The 14,991-nt window shown below is 67.6% G+C and carries 14 protein-coding genes; 2 read left to right on the plus strand and 12 right to left on the minus strand.

Translation table 11 applies throughout. The features are described 5' to 3' along the window. The first annotated feature begins 40 nt into the window (after positions 1 to 40). On the plus strand, positions 41 to 916 hold the full coding sequence (gene mftM, locus PGN27_RS12380; protein WP_335326382.1) for a mycofactocin oligosaccharide methyltransferase MftM: 876 nt from the start codon (positions 41 to 43) through the stop codon (positions 914 to 916). A 9-nt stretch (positions 917 to 925) separates the two neighbouring features. On the opposite strand, the gene PGN27_RS12385 is transcribed toward mftM, so the two are convergent. The 7 genes from PGN27_RS12385 to PGN27_RS12415 all read right to left on the minus strand — a co-directional run bounded on the left by PGN27_RS12385 (position 926) and on the right by PGN27_RS12415 (position 9,045). Then, positions 926 to 1,573, minus strand: a complete 648-nt coding sequence (locus PGN27_RS12385) for a MadR family response regulator transcription factor (RefSeq protein WP_335326383.1) — start codon at positions 1,571 to 1,573, stop codon at positions 926 to 928. After that, positions 1,570 to 2,898: a MadS family sensor histidine kinase gene (locus PGN27_RS12390; RefSeq protein WP_418888593.1), complete on the minus strand. Its 1,329-nt coding sequence runs from the start codon at positions 2,896 to 2,898 to the stop codon at positions 1,570 to 1,572. The genes PGN27_RS12385 and PGN27_RS12390 overlap by 4 nt, the downstream gene beginning before the upstream one ends. Further along, positions 2,895 to 4,091, minus strand: coding sequence for an iron-containing alcohol dehydrogenase (locus PGN27_RS12395; protein ID WP_335326384.1), 1,197 nt, complete (start codon positions 4,089 to 4,091; stop codon positions 2,895 to 2,897). Before PGN27_RS12395 ends, PGN27_RS12390 begins: the two co-directional genes overlap by 4 nt. A 91-nt stretch (positions 4,092 to 4,182) precedes the next feature. Beyond that, a complete protein-coding gene (gene madC, locus PGN27_RS12400; RefSeq protein ID WP_335326385.1) occupies positions 4,183 to 5,676 on the minus strand; it encodes a MadC family VWA domain-containing protein in 1,494 nt (497 codons plus the stop codon). Beyond that, complete coding sequence (locus PGN27_RS12405; protein WP_418888594.1) at positions 5,673 to 6,653, minus strand: AAA family ATPase; 981 nt, start codon at positions 6,651 to 6,653, stop codon at positions 5,673 to 5,675. Before PGN27_RS12405 ends, madC begins: the two co-directional genes overlap by 4 nt. Before the next feature lie 72 nt (positions 6,654 to 6,725). Further along, the gene (gene mdo, locus PGN27_RS12410; protein WP_030132777.1) at positions 6,726 to 7,997 is read right to left on the minus strand and encodes an NDMA-dependent methanol dehydrogenase; all 1,272 of its coding nucleotides are present in this window, start codon (positions 7,995 to 7,997) and stop codon (positions 6,726 to 6,728) included. A gap of 163 nt (positions 7,998 to 8,160) precedes the next feature. Further along, positions 8,161 to 9,045, minus strand: coding sequence for an alpha/beta fold hydrolase (locus PGN27_RS12415; RefSeq protein ID WP_335326386.1), 885 nt, complete (start codon positions 9,043 to 9,045; stop codon positions 8,161 to 8,163). Positions 9,046 to 9,099: 54 nt separating this feature from the next. On the opposite strand from PGN27_RS12415, the gene PGN27_RS12420 reads away from it, so the two are divergent. Beyond that, positions 9,100 to 9,729: a winged helix-turn-helix transcriptional regulator gene (locus PGN27_RS12420; RefSeq protein ID WP_335326387.1), complete on the plus strand. Its 630-nt coding sequence runs from the start codon at positions 9,100 to 9,102 to the stop codon at positions 9,727 to 9,729. Here PGN27_RS12420 and egtE read toward each other — a convergent pair. From egtE to egtA, 5 genes are read right to left on the minus strand one after another with little or no spacing between them, the layout of a single operon-like run. Continuing rightward, a complete protein-coding gene (gene egtE / locus PGN27_RS12425) occupies positions 9,719 to 10,801 on the minus strand; it encodes an ergothioneine biosynthesis PLP-dependent enzyme EgtE (RefSeq protein WP_335326388.1) in 1,083 nt (360 codons plus the stop codon). The two genes, PGN27_RS12420 and egtE, sit on opposite strands and share 11 nt — an antisense overlap. Beyond that, positions 10,798 to 11,736, minus strand: a complete 939-nt coding sequence (egtD, locus tag PGN27_RS12430; RefSeq protein ID WP_335326389.1) for an L-histidine N(alpha)-methyltransferase — start codon at positions 11,734 to 11,736, stop codon at positions 10,798 to 10,800. Before egtD ends, egtE begins: the two co-directional genes overlap by 4 nt. Beyond that, positions 11,733 to 12,422: an ergothioneine biosynthesis protein EgtC gene (gene egtC, locus PGN27_RS12435; RefSeq protein WP_335326390.1), complete on the minus strand. Its 690-nt coding sequence runs from the start codon at positions 12,420 to 12,422 to the stop codon at positions 11,733 to 11,735. The genes egtD and egtC overlap by 4 nt, the downstream gene beginning before the upstream one ends. Next, positions 12,415 to 13,692, minus strand: a complete 1,278-nt coding sequence (gene egtB / locus PGN27_RS12440) for an ergothioneine biosynthesis protein EgtB (RefSeq protein ID WP_335326391.1) — start codon at positions 13,690 to 13,692, stop codon at positions 12,415 to 12,417. The genes egtC and egtB overlap by 8 nt, the downstream gene beginning before the upstream one ends. Next, positions 13,689 to 14,936: an ergothioneine biosynthesis glutamate--cysteine ligase EgtA gene (gene egtA / locus PGN27_RS12445; RefSeq protein WP_335326392.1), complete on the minus strand. Its 1,248-nt coding sequence runs from the start codon at positions 14,934 to 14,936 to the stop codon at positions 13,689 to 13,691. The genes egtB and egtA overlap by 4 nt, the downstream gene beginning before the upstream one ends. Between the last annotated feature and the right edge of the window lie 55 nt (positions 14,937 to 14,991).

The following is a 14,991-nucleotide window of genomic DNA, read 5'->3' on the forward strand; positions in this document are numbered from 1 at the left end:
GGCGTGTGCCAGGATCACATCGTCAATAGCGTTGTCCACCATGACGGTTACGCTGCCCGGACCGGCACAGGTCGATCCGCTGGCCCCCACTCCGGCCAATTCGTGGAGCACCAATGGGATTCGGGTGGTCCGCGGCCGCCGACCACACCGGGCCGGCGATCCGACGCTGTGCACACCGAGGTTCTGCGCATACCGCAACGGCGACCAGCTCACGGTCGAACACGATTTGACGCCGGCGCAGTTGTCTGACGAGCTCACGCTCTGGCTGACGGAGGAACTCGGCCCCAGCGGAATACTGCACGCGCAAGCCGATTTCGAGGCGGTGTTCACCGGGATCGTCAGGTCGACCGTACCCGGCGGTCTGGCTGCCTGGGTGCGCTTCTACCGCAACTCGCTGTATGCACTGGAATCCGGTGCCGCCACCTTCTCCCCGATCCACGCGCGCGCCGAGGAGCTGGTCGTCGGCGAGCGATTACTCGATCTCGGCTCGTGCTTCGGGTTCTTTCCGCTGCGGATGCGCCGGTCCGGTCATCAGGTAGTGGCAACCGACCTGAGCGCGCCGACCATGGATCTGCTGGAACGCGTCGCCGAGACACTGGATCGTCCCGTCCAGACGCTGGTCTGCGATGCGACACGAGTTCCGCTGCCCGACAACACTGCAGATACCGTGACCGTCTTGCATCTGCTCGAACACCTCGACGCAAACGCCGGTGCGCATGTGCTCGACGAGGCGTTGCGGTTGGCCCGCCGCCGGGTCGTCATCGCTGTCCCGTTCGAGGACGAACCGCAGGCCTGTTACGGCCATGTCCGGCGCTTCGACCTGCCCGCATTGCACGCACTGGCCGCCCGTCACCGGGGTCTGCACGCCGCGGTGTCCGAGCACCACGGTGGCTGGTTGGTGCTTGACCGGACCTAGATACCGAAGTCAGATCAACCCGCGCTTGCTGGCGGCATAGACCGCCTCGGCGCGGCGGCTGACACCGAGTTTACGCATGATGTTGCTGACGTGGAACTTGGCAGTGGTGGCCGAGATGAACAGCTGCTCACCGATCTTCGCATTGGACAGTCCCGCGGCGAGTAACCGGAGCACCTCCACCTCGCGGTCGGTCAGTTGCTCGCGGGCCTCGCCCCGGCCGTTGAGTGAACGCACCACCGCGGCGGCGCTGCGCGAATCGAAGGCGCTCTCACCGGCGGATATTGCCCTGATGGCGCGCACCAGCTCGGTGGTGTCCACATCCTTGACGACATATCCACGGGCACCGGCATGTACCGCACGCACCACCAGATCCTCGTCGAGGAAGGTCGTCAACACCAGCAGACCCAGGTCGGGGTGGGTGGCAGATAGACTGGCGCACAACGATAATCCCTCGAAATCCGAACCGGCGGAGAGTTTGAGGTCCAGCAGCACGACGTCGGGATGGACCGCATCCACCATGGCGGCGGCCTCGGGCTCCGAGGATGCCTCCCCCACCACCACCAGATCCTCCTCGCGTTCCAGTAGTGAGCGCAGACCCTGGCGCAAGATTGCGTGGTCGTCGACCAGCGCCAGTCTGATCACACGCGTGAGCGTCATCGGGGATGTCCTTCCCTCGGGATGGTGGCGACCACGCGGACACCACCGATTCGGGACCGCTGTACTGCGAAGGAGCCGCCGTGTTCCCGGCAGCGGGCCAGCATGTTGGCCAGCCCGCGGTGGTGGCCGTCGACATCGGCGGCGTCGGCGAGACGCAACATCAACCGCAGCTTTTCCGGATCACCGGTTCCGTCGTCGGAAATCGACAGCTGCACCGAATCGCATCGGTACCGCAGCCGCACGATGGCCCTGGTGGCCGCGCCGTGCATGGCGGTGTTGAACAGCGCCTCACCCGCCACCCGCAACAGTGCATGCTCTATGTCACTGGGCAATTCGGCGACCGCGCCTTCGACCTTGAGGGTCACCCGAAGATCTTCGGGCATGTGTACCGTGGCCAACTGCTCCAACATCTCCGGCAGCGTGGATCGGCCGGCATCCTCGGGATGATTGAGCGCGTAGATCGCCGATCGCAGTTGTTCGGTGGCAGAGCGGGTCAGCGTCTTGGCGATGTCGAGCCGCTCGACCAGATCTGCGTCGCCGCCGCGCGCGCCGATTTCGCTGCGGCACACCTCGATCTGCATACCGGCCGACAACACCGTCTGAGTGACGCTGTCGTGCAACTCGCGCGCGATCCGGTGACGTTCGTTGTCCAGCACTTGATGCCGTTGCACGGCACCGAGTTCGCGCTGGGTAGCCAACAGTTCGGCGTTGCGCGCCTCCGACTGGGCCAAAAGCGCCTGGGATCGCTGGAACAGCTCGCAGTTGTGCAACGCCACCGCTGTCTGGCTGGATAGGATGCGCATGACGGTTTCGTCGGTGCCGTCCAGGGTCCGGTTGGTCGGTGTCCACGCCGCGAAGGCACCGATGACGCCGCCGTCGAGCTCGATCGGTACGTGCGCGTGGTGCAACTCGATGACCGGCAGCCGGAACTGTGCCAGTTGGCCGCGCAGAATGTCGTTGAGCCGATTGAGCACCGCGTCGGGCAGATGCGGCACGGGATGTTTGGCCCCGGAAATACCCTCGAACGAATAGGCGTTTCCGTCCGCGTCCAGGATGAGATGTCGCGGCCGGGCCTCGGGCAGTGCACCGTCGGCGAGGGCGAGCAGCACCCATTCTGCACCCAGGTGCACGCGGGCGGCGTCGGCGGCCGCCCGCACGAGTTTCTCCGGCCCGTTGACGGTCTGGACCAGCGCACGCGAGATGGTGTCCAGGGCTGCGATGACCCGTTCGGTGCGCTGGGCGGCAACCCGGAACTCCGGGTAGAAGGTGGGCTTTCCGGACCGTACCCCGGTGAGGCGTTCCAGATCCGGGGCGCGTGCTCTCACAGCGCGGCCCGGAACAACGCCCGCAGCTGATCCTCGTCGGCCGCGCGCGGATTGGTGGTGATACACGCGTCGGCCATGGCGTTGCGGGCGAGCACAGCGACATCCTCCTCGCGCACGCCGAGGTCGGACAGACCGCGCGGAACACCGACCTGGCGGGCCAGCTCCTGCAGGCGATCGGCAAGGGCCAGTGCCGATTCCAGTGCGGGCGCCCTGGTGTCTGCGATCCCGAGACAACCGGCGATGGTGGCGAACGGCGCCGGGTCGGCCTCGGCGTTGAACCGCACCACATGCGGGAGCAACACGCCGTTGATGACTCCGTGCGGCAGGTCGAGCAACCCACCGACCTGATGGCTCATCGCATGTGCCGCGCCCAGGATCGCATTGGTGAATGCCAATCCGGCTTCCAGGGACGCCTGCGCCATCAGCACGCGGGCGCTCAAATCGTCGGGTCTGTCGATGGTGGTGACCAGGTTCTCGGTCACCATCACCACCGAGCGCAGCGCATGGTGGTCGGTCAGCTGATTGTGCCCCAGCGAGACGAACGCCTCGATACCGTGGGTCAGCGCATCCAGACCTGTTGCCGCATTGAGCCATTCGGGCATCGTGGTCAGCAGCCGCGGGTCGATGATCGTGACATCGGGCACCAGCGCCCGGCCCAGGATGGTGATCTTGGTGTTGCGGGTGGTGTCGGTGACGATGCAGAACTGCGAGACATCGGCGCCGGTACCCGAGGTGGACGGCAGCACCACCAGCGGCGGGATCGGCATCGTCGCCTTGTCGACACCCGCATAGTCCAGGATGTCCCCGCCATTGGCCGACAGGATCGCGATGCCCTTGGCAGCGTCGATCACCGAGCCGCCGCCCAGGGCGATCAGCACATCGCAGCCCTGGGACCGATAGAACTCGTGGCCAGCGGTGATCTCGTGGTCCTTGGGATTGGGGGTCAGTGCACTCCACACCTGCGGCTGCACACCCTGCGTACGCAGCTGCCCGACGAGTTCGTCGACCCAGCCCGCCTCGATCAGACCGGGATCGGTGACCAACAGCGGCCGCATGCCACCAAGGCGCAGCGCGGAGTGCGCGGCCTCGGCCATGGAGTCGATCCCGAAGACGATCTCGGGTGCGTGGAACTTGAGCAGCCGGGTGGGCACCCGGTCCGCCACCGTCGCACTGGCCTGTTGTGTGATCCACATAACAGGACCAGCCTACGTCGCCGTTACGGCACAACCAATGTGCAGGTGGACAGGTGCCCACCTACCCGACCGGGTAGGTACCGGCGAGCGATCAAGAGAGCGCGTGGGCGAGCTCAGCGGCTTTGGCGACCAGCTGGTCGGCGTCGCTGGCCACCACGACCTGATCGCACACCTGCGCGTAGTCCGGCATCGCGCAGGTCGCCTGGCGCCAGTAGCGCTGTGGTTCCGGCGTGACCCAGGCCAGTCGGTGCACTCGTCGCCGCAGCGCACGCAGTTGGTCCACGCCCGGTGCCAAGCCCCCGCTGCGGCCGTCGCCGACGATCAACACCGCGGTCCGGGAATCGAGGGCGTCGGCCTGGCCTGCGAGCATCTCGTCGAAGACCTGTCCGTAGTCGCTGCTGGCCTGCAGGTCCAGCCGACCGTCGGCCAACACGGCCGCCAGCGCATCGTCCCCGCCGGCGCGCAAGAGGATGTCGGTGACGTCGACGGGTCGGTCGACGAACGCCATCACCCGGCACCGGTGCGCGCGCCGGTGCATGGCCTGGGCCAGGCGCAGGGTGAACGCGGTGACCGGGCGCACCGAGAGTGAGACGTCGGCGATCACCAGCAGCCTGATCCGATCCGGTAACGGCTTTTTGGTCAGCAGGCGGAACGGGACGCCGCCGGTGCGCATGCTGGCCCGCACGGTGCGACGCATGTCCAGACGTCCGCGACCGCGTTCGCGCGGACGAGGCCGCGGCGCGCCGCGCATGCGGCGCAGCACCTCGTGGCAGGCGAGATCGATATCGGCGGCCAGGCCGACCTCGGCCCCGTGGTCGGGCTCGGCCGACTCGGCCACCAGCCCGGCCCGCTGCGCCAATGCCTCGACAAAGCCCTCGACGGCCTTGGTCAGTTGCTGCAATTGTTCGGCGGTCAGCGGTTCGCCGGCGTCACCGCCGTAGGTGGCGGCGGGGTCGTAGGCGTCCAGCCACGCCAGGATCGCGTCGGGATCGTCGAAGCTCAGGGTGCCCGCGACGATCGGCGCCACCGAGTCGGCCAGATCACCCGCCATCGCCGCGGCGGCCCTGTCGACCTCGACGGTGTAGCGCATCCCGCGCCGGCCGCCGTCGGATTCGGCGGACACGGTCAACCGATCGTCGGCTCCGGTCACGCTGAAATCGTCATCGTCCTTGTGCGGATTGAATCCCTTGGTGGCCTCGGGCGTATCGAAGTGCTCACCGACCTCGGCGGCGCGTTCGTTGTACTCGGCGTATCGGCCGATCGAGCTGTCGTCATCGATCTCGAGGTGCTCGGGCAGGCCCGAACCGGTGTGCGCACGGCTAGAGCCCGCCGCCGCATCGTGGGGTTCGATCGGGTGGGTGCCGAACATTGCCGCGAAGGCGCGTTCGAAACCGTGTTGTTCCCGGTCGTATTTGGCGCACGTTGCCCGCATCCCGGCTCGCAGCCTGCTCGTGTCGGCGGCACCGAGCATGGCCAGTACCCTGCGCACCTCGATCACCTCGGCCGGGGAGGTCGCGACCCCGGCCCGGCGCAGCAGTTGCCCGAAAGCCGCGGCGACACAGTCCAGGATCTGCGCCGGAGTCACCGTCGCCCACCCCTGCCCCGAAACGCCGAGGTGGTGGTGTTGGCGGGTCTGCTTGCCACGGTCACCCGCTCGGCCGGCGTCGGAGCCGGCGTTGCACCCGGTGCGGGTTCACTGGTGAAGTGCCGCAACGCGATATCGCGATCGCTGGTGAACTTGACCAGTGCCGAGAGCAGCACCGTGCGGTCGACGTCGTGGCCGAGCAGGGCCGCTGCCCTGGCACCGTCTATCACCTCGGAGATCGACGGACTCTTGCGCAACGGGAGTTCGCGCAAGGTCCTCGCCAGTTCGACGACGTCGGCAACGACCCCGGGTTCGACTTGTGGGGCTCGCACTCCGACGATCTCCCGTTCCCGTTGCGGCGTAGGGAAACCCAGGTGATAGTGCAGGCACCGGCGCTTCAGCGCCGACGACAGTTCGCGGGTGTCGTTGGAGGTGAGCACCACCCAGGGCACCGATCGTGCGGTGAAGGTACCGATCTCGGGGATGGTGACCTGACGTTCGGCGAGCACCTCGAGCAGCAACGCCTCCATGGCCTCCTCGGTGCGGTCGACCTCGTCGATCAACAACACCACCGGTTGTTCGGAGAGCACCGCCTCCAGCAGCGGCCGTCGCAGCAGGAAGTCCTCGGTGTAGACGTCTCCGCCGTTGCCCATCTGCACGTGCAGCAGCTGTTTGGCGTAATCCCATTCGTAGAGCACCCGATTGTCGTCGAGGCCCTCGTAGCACTGCAGACGGATCAACCGCCTACTGCCCGCCGCCGCAAGCGCCTTGGCGAGTTCGGTCTTGCCCACGCCGGCCGGACCCTCCAAGAGCAGCGGTCGGTCCAGCGCGGTGGCCAGGTGCACGACGGTGGCCAGGTCGTCGTCGATGACGTAATCCTGGCGGTGCAGCGCTTCGGCCAGTTCGACTGCACCGGAGAATGCCACCGCGTCGTCGCGCACGGGCTCTTCGGATCGGGACAGGGATGCGGTGGTCACGGCAACCTCCGGGTGAGGTGCACGGCAGGGGCAGACCGAGGTGGACGGATCGGCCCCTGCCGTGGCACCGGGTCAGTAGGACGAGTTGATGGCGTGTCCGACGACCGGGATCATCGACTCGACGGTGACCTCGCGAGGATTGCCCGGCGTGCACCAGTCGTCCTGGATGTGCTCGGAGATGGCCAGCACGGTCTTGTCATCACCCTTGATGACCTCACCCCGACCGGCGTACTTTCCGGTGTTCATCCGGTTCTTGTCATAGGAGTCGGTGCGGACGGCGGAGAAGTTGTCCGGAATGCCGACGTCCTGGGACAGCCGGATGGCCGCTTCCACGGCGGCATCGGCGGCCTGCACGGTGGTCATGTTCCGGGTGTCAACACCCATCGCGGTGGCCAGCTGCGCGTAGCGCTCGTAGCGCGAGGGCAGGTTGTACTCCCACACTCGGGGCAACGCGATGGCGTTGTTCAGGCCGTGGTGGCTGTCGAAGAACGCGCTGACGGCGTGGCTGATCGAGTGCACGATGCCGAGGCCACCGGAGTTGAATGCCTGCCCGGCGATGTACTGCGCGTTCATCATGCCTTCGCGCGCCTTGAGGTTGCGTGGCTCGAAGACGGCCTCGCGCAGGTGCTTGGCGACGAGTTCCACCGAGTACAGGGCGTTTCCGAGCGACGGGGCGAAGTCCAGCCGGGACACGAAGGGCTCACTGCCGTGGGCCAAGACGTCGAATCCGCAGTAGGCGGTGAAGTGCTGGGGGCAGGTGTAGTACAGCAGCGGGTCGTCGATGGCCAGGGTGACGATCGTGGCCTCGTCGAAGCCGACCCACTTGTGCGGGTGCTCCATATCGGAGGTATCGGTGATGACGTAGGCCCAGGAGGTCTCCGAACCCGTTCCGGCCGTGGTGGATACCGCGATGTGCGGTGGGTTCTCCTTGTTGGTGGACTTGGCGAAGCCCTCGAACTCGTTGATGTTGCGGCCGTCGTGCGCGATGACGACGCGGGCGCCCTTGGCGGCATCATGGCTGGAGCCGCCGCCGATGGAGATGATGCTGTCGCACTTCTCCTGCTGGTAGAGGGCGGCGGCCTCCATGACGTTGTAGTCCTTGGGGTTGGACTCCACCTTGTCGTAGAGCACGACCTCGACGCCCTGGTATTCGATCTTGCCGGTCAGTTCCTCGATGATGCCCGAGCCGCGCAGGCCGGTGGTCATCAGCAGGGTGCGCTTGAAGCCGAGGTTCTTGGCTTCGACACCGATGATGTCGTGTGCGCCCACACCGAGCAGGGCGCGGGGGAAGGGGTGGAACTCCTTGATCGGAAAGTCCCAAATCTGGTTCAGCTCAATGGCCATCGGACGACTCCTCGCGGTATCGGACGGGTGGTGCACCCGGTAGATCCCACCGTGGACCCGCGTGGTCCGCGTCACAATGGCTTCGGCGCAGGACCCGCCGTCCGGAACGCCGAAACCGTCCGATCGGGTAGGTAGGCCGGCCGTCAGAGGGGTGGGGGCCGCTCTAGGGGCTCGCGGCCCACCCCCGGAACGCGGCGACGAATTCCTCGGGCGCGTCGGACTCCACGTAGAGTCCGGCCCCCTCGACAATCACGGTCTGGTGATCGGGGAATTCGCGTTCCAGCCGTTCACGTTCCTGGGGTCGGAAGGCGATATCGCCATCGCCCCAGATGATCAGCGTGGGCAGGTGTGCGATGGCCGGCAGCCCGGCCTCGACCGCCGCGAAGAACGGACGGCCGGACAGCACCTGGCCGGGGAGTACCGCGCTGGCCTGTCGACGGGCCGGGGTGTCCAGCGCCCGCCGGTAATGCTCCATCTCGGAATCGGAGGGTTTGCGGCGCTTGTGCCCCACCGGGATGAAGGCGCTGACGAGCAGGTTGAACTGGCGGACCAGCAGACGGGTCAGCGGTCCGCCCATGATGTGCCCGAACGCCTCGAAGTGCAGGATGCCGTTGACCGGCCACGCCCAGGTGTTGGCCAGGACCAGACGCCGGAAAACCTCAGGGCGGCGCTGCGCGACGGCCAGCCCGATCATTCCACCCCAGTCCTGCCCGACCAGCGTCACATCGTCCAGAGCGAGCTCGTCGACGAAGGCGGTCACCACCTCCGCGTGGTCCTGAGGTGCGAACCGGTAGCCCGGCCGGGCTGTCGACAGCCCGAATCCCGGATAGTCCAGCGCTATGCAGCGGTAGTCGCGCCGCAATTCCCGCACGACATCGCGCCAGAGGAACGACCAGGTCGGATTGCCGTGCAGCAGCAGCAAGATGGGGCCGGAACCCTCGTCGATGTAGTGCACGCAGTGCCCGTCGATATCGACGAATCGACTCTCGAAGGGGAACAGTTCGTCGTCGACCCAATCCGGCCGGACGCGCTTCGCAGTATCGGTCATGCACTTGAAGGTCTCATATACACTTTATTTTCTCAAGCGATTGGAGAATGTGCGATGCGCCGTTACGGCCAATACTGCGGACTGGCTCGCTCACTGGAGATCGTGGGCGATCGATGGAATCTGCTCATCGTCCGCCAGCTGCTGATCGCGCCGGCCCGCTACCGTGATCTGGTCGCCGGGCTACCGGGAATCGCCACCAACCTGCTCGCCGACCGCCTCCGCGAACTGGAATCGGCGGGTGTCATAGAGCGCCGACTCGGCGACGGCAGCACCGTCGAGTACGCCCTCACCGCGTGGGGCGCCGAATTGCGCGAGCCCATCGAGGGATTGATCCGCTGGTCCACCCCGCTGATGGCGCGCGGACCAGAGGGTGACACGTTCCGTCCTGAGTGGCTGAGCCTCGCGATCCCGGCCTTGCTGGCCGCCCGCGTGAAGGTCCGTGCGGCCGTGTCGATCGGTCTCACAGGTGAGGATATGGCCCTGCAGCTCAACGCATCCCGCGCGAATTTCACCGTCGGACCGCCCGACGGTCGCGCACTGGCCGGCACGCTGCACGCCGCACCCGAATACATCCTCGGCCTGGCAGCAGGGGCCCTGACCATCGACGATGCCCAGGCCCTCGGATTGATCGAGATCGACGGCGACGAGGCGGCCGTCCGCACGATCATCGGCGCTACGAGCTGACGGCCACCAACGCCGTGGCGAATCGCTGCAGATCCGCTGCAGAGCCGTCCACGTGCGGTGATACCCGCAGCACCGGCCCGTCCATCTCGTGGGGCGCCCGACCCACCTCGCATGCGGTGGTGATGATCCCGTGCTCGGCGATCAGCCGTGCCCGCACCACCGCCGGCTCGGCCCCGTCAAGCGGACGCAGCGTGGTGATCGCACTGGGCTCGGCGGCAGGCTCGACGACCTCCCACCCCTCGATATCGGCCAGCACGCCGCGGGTCAGCGCCCCCATCTCGGCCAGCCGAGCTTGGGTATCGGCGGGCCCGGCGGCCAGGTGCTCCCCCAGCGCCAGCGAAAAGCCCAGTCGGGAAGCGATATTGGCCTCGTGCAGCTCCATCGGCGCCCACCGCGGCACCAGCTGCGCATACAGTTCGGGCCGCATCGCGAGCGCACCGACACCACGGGGCCCGGCCAGCCATTTACGCGACGACGTGTAGAGCACGTCGGGACCCACCGCACAGTCGACGTGTCCCAGTCCCTGCGCGGCATCCACCACCAACGGCAACCCGAGCTCGCGGCATACCTGGGCGAGTTCGGCCAGCGGCTGGACGATCCCACGGTGGCTGCCGAGCACCGTCAGATGCACCAATGCCGGCGGGTCGAAACGCAGCACCGCCGCCGCAGCGTCGACGAGAAGGCGGCCCGACTCGTCGACCGGCAACAATCGGGCCTCGAATCCGTTGGCGGCCATGATCGTCAGGTTCGGGCCGTACTCACCGTGCAGGCAGGCCAGCGTCCGGCGCCCCTGCCAGCTGCTCAGCAGGAGGTCGAGGGCATGATTCGATCCGGTCGTGAAGACGACCTCGGCCTCGGCCATACCGGCCAACGCCCGGATCGCGGCGCGGCCCGCGTCGAGGGCCGGCGCCGCGGCCTCACCGGCGACATAGCCGCCGACCTCGGCCTCGTGCCGGGCATGCGCCGCGGCCACCTCGATCACGGCATTGCTCTGCCGTGAACACGCCGCGCTGTCCAGATGCACGCCGGCCACCGGCACCCGGGCGGCACGCCATTGCTCGGCCAGGCTCATTTGACCGCCAGTGACACACCGAAATCGCCTGCGGGATCCGTCCACCAATGGGTGCGCGTCAGACCGGCCGCCGCCAGCTCGTCGGCGATACCGGTGGGACGGAACTTGCAGGAGACCTCGGTCAGCATCTCCTCACCGGCCTCGAAGTCGACCGTCAGATCCAGGTCGCGAACGTGAACGCACTGAGCCAGTGTCGATCTCAGCCACATCTCGATACGTTCCTCGGTGTCGTTCCACTTGGCCACGTGTGCGAACGCGGACGGGTCGAAGTCCGCGCCGAGTTCGCGGTTCACCACGGCCAGCACGTTGCGGTTGAATGCCGCGGTGACCCCGGCGGCATCATCGTAGGCGCGCACCAGCCGATCGACATCCTTGACCAGATCGGTGCCCAGCAGCAGCGAATCACCCGGTTGCATCGTATCGGCCACCGCAGCAAGGAAATCGGCGCGCGGTCCCGCGGTCAGGTTGCCGATGGTCGAGCCGAGGAACACCACCATCCGCCTGCCCACCTTCGGGATGGACGGCAGGTCCTGCTCGAAATCGCCGCACACGGTGTCGATGTCCAGATCGGGATACTCGGCGTGCAGGGCGGTGGCGGCCGCGCCGAGCACCGACGGGTCGACATCGAAGGGGATGAACCGGCGCAGCGCACCACGCGCGCGGAATGCGTCTAATAGCAAGCGGGTCTTCTCCGACGTGCCGCTGCCCAGTTCGACGAGAGTGTCCGCACCGGACACCTCGGCGATGTCCGCGGCGTGCTCACCGAGGATCGTGGCCTCGGTGCGGGTCGGGTAATACTCCGGCAGTCTGGTGATCTGATCGAACAGATCACTTCCGACACTGTCGTAGAACCACTTGGGCGGCAGCGACTTCGGGCTCCGACGCAGACCTTCGGACACATCGCGGCGCAGCGAGCTTTCCAGACGGGTGGTCATCGAGATCCTTCCAGAGGGGTGAGCGTCAGGCCCGTCGCCGAGACCTCGACCAGATGCCGGTCGGGGATGTCGAGCCAGTCCGGGTCGTCGTCGTAGGGTTCACTGGCCAACACGGTGCCGTCGGCACGTTCCAGCGCGAACAGGGTGTCGCCCCATGTCGTGGCGAGCAGCCTGGAACCGTCGCCGGCCAGGATGTTCAGTCGCGCGCCGGGATCGAGGGCGCCGACCTCGGTGATGGTGTCCCCGAGAACCGCCATGCCGCGCTGGAAGATGTGCGCCGCCAACACCGCACTGTCGACCGAGGATTCCGCATCCCGGGTTGCCGGGAGCACCGCGCGGTCGACGACACCGTTGTGCGAGAGCAGCCAGCTGCCGTCGGTGAACGGTGCCGATGCCGATGGCTCGATCGGCATGCCCACCGTGGCCGAACGCACCGCCGCGATGATGCATCCGCTGCGCAGCGTCGGGGCCACCGAGGCGAACGACGCGTCGCCCCACAGCGGTTTGTCACTGCGCCACCGTCGCGGGCCATCGTCGAAGAACCCAACACCCCAACCGTCGGCGTTGATGGTTCCGTGCTTCTGCCGCCGCGGCGCATACGACTGCACCAGCAGCCCGCTGGGCGGATCGAGCACCACCGAGGCCGCCGAGACCGGAGCCCCGAACCAGCCGAGATGTCTACACATCCCAGGCCAACCGCACGCCGGAGAAGATCTGCCGCCGGATCGGGTGGTCCCAATTGCGAAAGCTGGGCCGCAAGATGTCCCCGGCCACCGCCCACGCGCCGCCACGCAGCACGCGGTAGTCGCCATCGATGAACGGCACCGTGTATTGCTCATAGATCATCGGCCTGAATCCCGGCCACGGCCGCAGCGGCGAGGAGGTCCATTCCCACACGTCACCGAGCATCTGCTCGACCCCGTAGGCGGACGCGCCGCCGGGGTAGGCCCCGACCGGCGCCGGCCGCAACGACCGCCCACCCAGGTTGGCCCGCTGTACGTCCGGTTCCGCTGCACCCCAAGGATATCGGCGGCGCATCCCGGCCACCGGATCCCAGGCGCATGCCTTCTCCCATTCGATCTCGGTCGGCAGCCGCGCACCGGCCCACGCGGCGTACGCCTCGGCTTCGTAATAGGTGATGTGCTGGACCGGCTCGTCGTCGGGGATCTCCTCGCGGTAGCCGAACCGGGTGCGGCTGCCGTCGCTGTTCCAGAATCCGGGCGCCACCAGAGCGGCCTGCTCCCGATGCGCCCAACCGGCATCGGACCACCACTGCCGTGTCCGGTACCCACCATCGGCCATGAACACACGCCATTCGGCATTGGTGACCGGGACCCGACCGATGCGGAACGCGTCGACCTCGACGGTGTGCGCGGGGCGCTCGTTGTCCAACGAGTACGGCTCAGCGGAGGCATCGACCCCCAGGGTGAACGACCCGCCGGGGATCAGCACCGACGTGCCTGCCACGCCGGCCCTGCCGGCCGGAAGCGGTGAACCCGGGGGCAGGATCGGCGGCCCCGAGCGCAGATTCAGGGCCTGCAGCATGGTCTCGTCGTGTTGATTCTCGTGGGAGATGACGAGGCCGAACGGGAACAGTTCGGTGCTGTTTTCGGTGCTGTGTTCCAAGGTGTCGAGCACGCGGTTGCGCACATCGCGGCAATAGGTCCTGGCGTGGGTGGGCGGCAACAGCGGCAGGTCGACCCGGCTGGCACGGGAATGGACGAAGGCGTCGTAGAGCTTCTCGACGGCAGGCGCGAGCATGCCCGGCGCGGCGGAGTTCCCGCCACGCAACAACCAGAACTCCTCCTGCTGACCGATATGGGCCAGATCCCACACCAGCGGACTCATCAGCGGGTCGTACTGCCGCAACAGTTCGGCATCGTCGAAGTCCACCAGCGCCAGCGTGCGATCGCGAGCCCTGGTGAGCTCGGCGGCCAAAAGATCGGGTGTACTCACTCATCCCCCACACGTTCGGTGATCGCCGACGCCAGTCCCCGGTGGTGTACCCGGTCGCTGAAATCGTCGGCGGGGCTCCTGCCCTCGTGCACATTCGTCAGTAGCCGCTGCATCGGCGCGGCCAGTTCGGCGGGCGCGTGCTCGGCCGCCGCCTCCACGCAACGGCAGGCCGAGGCGTGCAACTGCGGGTCGGCCAGTCCGAACCGCGCCGCCCGGTCCCAGGCAGAGGAAACCGGTTCGGTTGCCGCTCTGGCGGTCTCGGCCGCTTCCGGGTTGTCCAGCAAGGTGGCCATGGTGAAGGCCACCGCTGGCCAGACCGCGTCGGGGACGCTGTCCAGATAGCGGATCTCCAACCAGCGGCGCGGGCGCACCGGCGGGAACAGCGTGGTGAGGTGGTACGCGAGATCCTCGGCCGTCGGAGACCGCCCGCCCAACACGACGTGTCCGTCGGCCCAATCGGCGAACGAGACGAACTCCGTCATCGGAACCGCCTCGGGGGTGCGGACAAGCATCACCGGTGCCCGAAGCGCATAGTTCGCCCAGTCGGCCGCCGGATCATCACCACGGTCGCCGAGCACCGGTCCGCAACGCGCCGAGTCGAGCTGTCCCCAGACGCGCTGCCTGGTGCTACGCCAGCCGGTGAACTCGCCGTTCAACAGCGGCGAATTGGCCGACAGCGCGATCATGGTGGGCCCCAGCGCGTGCGCCAGCCGAACCCGGTCCGCCCACCCCGCGCGCGGGCCGGCCTCCACATTGAGCTGCATCGACGCCGTCGAGGTCATCATGGCCGCGCCGGCCGCGCCGGTGCCGGTCGCGGCGAAGAACTGCTCCATCGCCTGGTAACGGGCGCCGGGGTTGACCCGCTGCGTCGGCCGCAGCGGATCGGTGCCGAGCAGCACCAATCCCAGTCCATGCTCGGCGAAGTAGGTGTTCAGCACGCGGCGGTCGGCCGTCATGGCGCTGATCGCGGAGACCACGTCGGCACATGGCGGGCCGGAGAGCTCGACGGCCCCGCCCGGCTCGACGGTGATGGCGCTGCCCCCGGGCAATGCCGGCGCCGCGGCGATGAGGACGCTCAGTTCCTCCCACCCGGGTCGGCGCATCGGATCGGCCAGGTCGAAGCAATGTGCCTCGACCTCCAGTCCGACCGTGCCCACCGGACCATCGTGCAGACAGGATGCGGCGATCGCGGCCGCAGTCTGTCCGGACGGACAGTCCACATCCCACGCAGTGGTGGCCGACATCGGAACCACCCCTCCCCGGTCAGAACCCTGTCTCACTCAATCTTCCAGAAGGGTC

The organism is Mycolicibacterium neoaurum (assembly GCF_036946495.1).
Classification (GTDB): Bacteria; Actinomycetota; Actinomycetes; order Mycobacteriales; family Mycobacteriaceae; genus Mycobacterium; species Mycobacterium neoaurum_B.

What these genes read in the sequence shown, in the direction of transcription:
- PGN27_RS12415 (WP_335326386.1), bottom strand. Translation starts at nt 9,045, where the DNA reads ATGACCGATACTGCGAAGCGCGTCCGGCCGGATTGGGTCGACGACGAA.
- PGN27_RS12420 (WP_335326387.1), top strand. Translation starts at nt 9,100, where the DNA reads ATGCGCCGTTACGGCCAATACTGCGGACTGGCTCGCTCACTGGAGATC.
- egtA (WP_335326392.1), bottom strand. Translation starts at nt 14,936, where the DNA reads ATGTCGGCCACCACTGCGTGGGATGTGGACTGTCCGTCCGGACAGACT.
- egtE (WP_335326388.1), bottom strand. Translation starts at nt 10,801, where the DNA reads ATGAGCCTGGCCGAGCAATGGCGTGCCGCCCGGGTGCCGGTGGCCGGC.
- mdo (WP_030132777.1), bottom strand. Translation starts at nt 7,997, where the DNA reads ATGGCCATTGAGCTGAACCAGATTTGGGACTTTCCGATCAAGGAGTTC.
- mftM (WP_335326382.1), top strand. Translation starts at nt 41, where the DNA reads ATGACGGTTACGCTGCCCGGACCGGCACAGGTCGATCCGCTGGCCCCC.
- egtD (WP_335326389.1), bottom strand. Translation starts at nt 11,736, where the DNA reads ATGACCACCCGTCTGGAAAGCTCGCTGCGCCGCGATGTGTCCGAAGGT.
- PGN27_RS12385 (WP_335326383.1), bottom strand. Translation starts at nt 1,573, where the DNA reads ATGACGCTCACGCGTGTGATCAGACTGGCGCTGGTCGACGACCACGCA.
- egtC (WP_335326390.1), bottom strand. Translation starts at nt 12,422, where the DNA reads ATGTGTAGACATCTCGGCTGGTTCGGGGCTCCGGTCTCGGCGGCCTCG.
- PGN27_RS12395 (WP_335326384.1), bottom strand. Translation starts at nt 4,091, where the DNA reads ATGTGGATCACACAACAGGCCAGTGCGACGGTGGCGGACCGGGTGCCC.